Annotated in this window: 4 protein-coding genes, 2 tRNA genes and 1 rRNA gene; 4 read left to right on the forward strand and 3 right to left on the reverse strand. The window is 32.7% G+C overall.

Features of this window, described 5'->3' with window-relative positions; genetic code table 11:
- Positions 1-4 precede the first annotated feature (4 nt).
- The 3 genes from rrf (at position 5) to CLLU_RS18070 (ending at position 1,057) form a co-directional block, all read left to right on the forward strand.
- A 5S ribosomal RNA gene (gene rrf, locus CLLU_RS18060) occupies positions 5-121 on the forward strand.
- 11 nt (positions 122-132) lie between these two features.
- A tRNA-Phe gene (locus CLLU_RS18065) sits at positions 133-208 on the forward strand.
- Between the two features lie 102 nt (positions 209-310).
- Positions 311-1,057 carry a peptidylprolyl isomerase gene (locus CLLU_RS18070; protein WP_106011146.1) on the forward strand — a complete coding sequence of 249 codons (747 nt, stop codon included), beginning with the start codon at positions 311-313 and terminating at the stop codon, positions 1,055-1,057.
- A 114-nt stretch (positions 1,058-1,171) separates the two neighbouring features.
- Here CLLU_RS18070 and CLLU_RS18075 read toward each other — a convergent pair whose 3' ends face one another.
- Positions 1,172-1,897, reverse strand: coding sequence for an NAD-dependent protein deacylase (locus CLLU_RS18075; protein ID WP_106011147.1), 726 nt, complete (start codon positions 1,895-1,897; stop codon positions 1,172-1,174).
- 174 nt (positions 1,898-2,071) lie between these two features.
- Here CLLU_RS18075 and CLLU_RS18080 point away from each other — a divergent pair.
- Positions 2,072-2,145 (forward strand) — tRNA-Cys (locus CLLU_RS18080).
- Between the two features lie 76 nt (positions 2,146-2,221).
- On the opposite strand, the gene CLLU_RS18085 is transcribed toward CLLU_RS18080, so the two are convergent.
- The gene (locus tag CLLU_RS18085) at positions 2,222-3,136 is read right to left on the reverse strand and encodes a S66 peptidase family protein (RefSeq protein ID WP_106011149.1); all 915 of its coding nucleotides are present in this window, start codon (positions 3,134-3,136) and stop codon (positions 2,222-2,224) included.
- A 17-nt stretch (positions 3,137-3,153) separates the two neighbouring features.
- Positions 3,154-4,095, reverse strand: a complete 942-nt coding sequence (locus tag CLLU_RS18090) for a magnesium transporter CorA family protein (protein WP_106011148.1) — start codon at positions 4,093-4,095, stop codon at positions 3,154-3,156.
- Between the last annotated feature and the right edge of the window lie 64 nt (positions 4,096-4,159).

Here is a 4,159-nt window from a genome sequence, read left to right on the forward strand (position 1 = left end):
AGCATCTGGTGGTAATAACGTGAAGGCAACACCCCTTACCATTTCGAACAGGAAGGTTAAGCTTCACAGTGCCCAGGGTACTGCAGGGGAAGCCCTGTGGGAGAGAAGGTCGCTGCCGGGTAAATATTGTATGGCCAGATAGCTCAGTCGGTAGAGCAGAGGACTGAAAATCCTCGTGTCCCTGGTTCGATTCCTGGTCTGGCCACCAAAAGTTTCAGAGTTTATCTGAAACTTTTAATTTTTATATAGAAAAAATATGGGAGTTATGTCATAATTAATAATAAATATAATAATGTTAAGGAGAAAATATATGCAAAATGATGTGTTGGCAGTTGTAAATGGTGTGGAAATAACGGAACAGGATTTGCAAAATACAATAAGGAAATTCCCAGCAGAAAGACAGCAATATTTGAGAACTGAAAATGGTAGAAAACAATTATTGAATGAGATAATATCCTTTGAGCTCATTTATAATTATGCTAAAGATAATCATATGGAAAATAGTAAAAATTATTTAGCTAAATTAGAGGCGATTAAGAAGGAAATGTTGACCCAAACAGCAGTGGATAAAATTATGGAAGATGCTAAAGTTACAGAAGATGAAGTTAAAGATTACTACAATGTCAACAAAAATATGTATAAAAATCCTGAAAGTGTAACTGCAAAACATATATTAGTGGATTCACTTGAGAAAGCCAATAAGATACTAGAGGAGATAAATAGTGGGGTAGTATCTTTTGAAAATGCAGCTAAAAAATATTCATCATGTCCATCGAAAGCCCAGGGAGGAAATCTTGGAAAATTTACAAGAGGACAAATGGTACCTGAATTTGAAAATGTGGCTTTTAATTTGGAAATAGGTACAATAAGTAAGCCTGTTAAAACTCAATTTGGATATCATCTTATAAAAGTTGAAGAAAAAGAGGAGTCTTCAATAAAAACTTTTGAGGAAGTTAAGGATTCAATTAAAAGAGGATTATTACAAGAAAGACAGGCATTTAGGTATAATCAATTTACTGAGGGTTTGAAAAATAAATATAAGATAGAGATTAAATAATACCACAGACTGGATTATGATTTTGTGAGTTTTGGGAATATACTTGAATTTGATTTACATAAATCTAGGTATATTCCCATAAATTTTTTAAGACAACCTTCTTTTTTATTATTCTTATAAGACACTTTTTAAAACTGAGCCTATTTTATCGTGTATAACTATATCAGCTCTGTTATCATAAGAAGTAGATGATTTATTTATAAGGACAAGGTTTTTGCCTTTAAAGTAATTAATTAATCCTGCAGCAGGATACACTACTAGAGAGGTTCCGCCTACAATCAGGATATCGGCTTGACTTATGTATTCAACAGATTTATTTAATACATCCATGTCTAAGCTCTCTTCATATAAAACAACGTCAGGTTTTATCAGACCATTGCATTTGTCACATTTAGGTATAATGTCGGGACTATTTATTATATAATCCAAATTAAAGAATTTATTGCATTTAGTACAGTGGTTTCTATGAATTGAGCCATGCAGTTCCAGAACGTTCTCTGATCCAGCCATCTGATGAAGACCGTCTATATTCTGAGTTACTATGGCTTTTAACTTTCCCCTTTTTTCCAATTCAGCTAGGGCATAATGTGCATCATTAGGCTTTGCATCTTTATATATCATTTTTCCCCTGTAGAATTCAAAAAAGTCCTCAGTATGAGACATAAAGAATGAGTGACTTAGCATTACTTCAGGTGGGTATGAAAAGTTATTTTTAGTTTTATAAAGGCCTGCCTCAGATCTAAAATCGGGTATTTGTGATTCTGTGGATACTCCTGCACCTCCTAAAAATACAATATTATTACTATTATCTATAGCAGATTTTAAATTTTCATAACTCATAATATCACCTCTTTATAATATTATAGCACATATATAACAACATACTTTTTATGTTAGTATATTAAAATATTAAATTAAACAATCGACTTACTTTAGCGGATTTCAATTATCAGGATTTTCATTGACAGAGCATGTATATAATGATATAATTATTTCCGTTGGCCATTAAAATATGGCGCTATAGCCAAGTGGTAAGGCAGAGGTCTGCAAAACCTTCATCCCCAGTTCAAATCTGGGTGGCGCCTCCAAGAGTAATAAAAAGTAGTCTGATTACTGATATTTCGGTAGAGTGGCTACTTTTTATTTATATATGGATTAGTTTCATTATTTTACCACAGGATCCAATAAATTTACTTTTCCCTCTTTAAAATTAACTTCCACGTCGGCACCAATTGGAAGAGTTATTCTTGGATAGGAGTGGCCGGATTGAAAATTAATCAAAGTGGGTTTTTTTAGACTCAATATCCTATCTTCCAGTATTTCAGTTAGAGTAAGACTTCGCTCATAGTGGGGAAGCTGACAGTTTTTGAACTGACCCATAATAAAGCCCTTACATTTCTGCAGATCTCCGCTTAACGTAAGCTGAGTCAGCATTCTGTCAATTCGATAGGGTTCTTCACCTACATCTTCTATAAATAGTATTTTATTTTCGGTATTTATGGCATAGGGAGTGCCCAGAAGGCTGCATATTAGTGAGAGATTGCCACCAACTAATTTTCCACTGGTATATTCCCCATTAAAATAATATGTTGGTATATTTTTAGGATTTTCTATGGTAAAGGGATTATAACCGAGCATCAAGGTATCCAGAAAACTTTTTAATGTGAAATCATCAAAATCTGTGTTGCACATGGGGGAATGAAAAGTAATAATACCACATTTTTCAAATATGCTATTGAGCAGGACGGTTATATCACTGAAACCTGCGAATATTTTAGGATTTCTTTTTATGATGTCAAAATCTATAAGATCGGCAAGTCTCATGGTTCCGTAGCCGCCTCGTGTACACAATATCATATCCACTTCCGGATCCAAAAACATGTCCATTAGATCCTGTGCTCTGTCGATATCTTTTCCTGCTAGATATCCCCATCTGTCGTATATGTGTTTTCCTTCTTTTATTTTAAAGCCAAGGTCATTTAAAAATTTAATGCTTTTTTTTATTTTTTCAGGTTCCCAAGCACCTGAAGGAGATATAATACCTATGGTATCTCCATTCTTTAATCTTTTTCCAAGCAAAATATCACATCCTAAAATTAAAATAAGTCCCTTTTTTTTAAAAATATTATGCATACTACACAAATGAGAGCTGTTATTGCGTATACTGCTAGAAATCCGTTCTTATAAGCAGCAAAAGGTATTCCAGGTATATTCATTCCAAAAGATCCGAATATTATATTAGGAATAGACATAACTATAGTTACAGAAGCTAAAAGTTTCATTACTATATTTAAATTATTGGATACTACAGAGGCAAATGCATCCATTGTTCCACCCAAAATATTGCTGTAGATGTTTGTCATTTCTATTGCCTGTTTATTTTCAATAATGACGTCTTCAAGTATATCCTGATCTTCAGGGTACTTCTGTAAAATTTCCAATTTCAACATCTTTTCCAAAGTTATTTCATTCGCCTTTAAAGATGTAGAAAAATAAACAAGAGATTTTTCCAGTGATAAAAGCTGGATAAATTCCTTATTTTTCATGGATCTATGAAGCTTTTGCTCTATCATTACGCTTTTTTTGTCTATTTGTCTTAAATAGAGTAAATAATAGCTTGCTATTCTGTATAATATTTGCAAAATAAATCTGGAGCGTTTAAAAGTATAAAAAGATTTAACTTTCCCATCTATGAAATCTGTAAGTATCTTGCTATTTTTTAGGCAAACTGTTATCAAATTGAATTCTGTGTGAATAATTGCCAGAGGATATGAGTCATAGGTTAAAGAGTTAACTTCCATTTCTGTAAATGGTATGTCAACTATTACCAGCAAATTGTTATCTTCAGTATCTATACGTGATGTTTCCTCTTCATCAAGAGCAGCTCTTAGAAAATCCAATGAAACTCCTGACTTTTTAGATATTAAAAGTAAATCCTCATCGGAAGGGGCTACAATATTTATCCAGCAGCCGTGTTCTATGGTATCTATAGGTTGCAGCTTGTTTGATGTGTCCATAGTTTTATAAATAGAAATCATATGATGATATCCTCCGTTTAAAAGTTAAATTAATAAATTCTTTAATTATATAGTGATTACATAT

Source organism: Clostridium luticellarii (assembly GCF_002995845.1).
Lineage (GTDB): Bacteria > Bacillota > Clostridia > Clostridiales > Clostridiaceae > Clostridium_B > Clostridium_B luticellarii.

Coding starts and splice junctions, on each gene's coding strand:
- CLLU_RS18070 (WP_106011146.1), top strand. CDS start 311: ATGCAAAATGATGTGTTGGCAGTTGTAAATGGTGTGGAAATAACGGAA.
- CLLU_RS18090 (WP_106011148.1), bottom strand. CDS start 4,095: ATGATTTCTATTTATAAAACTATGGACACATCAAACAAGCTGCAACCT.
- CLLU_RS18075 (WP_106011147.1), bottom strand. CDS start 1,897: ATGAGTTATGAAAATTTAAAATCTGCTATAGATAATAGTAATAATATT.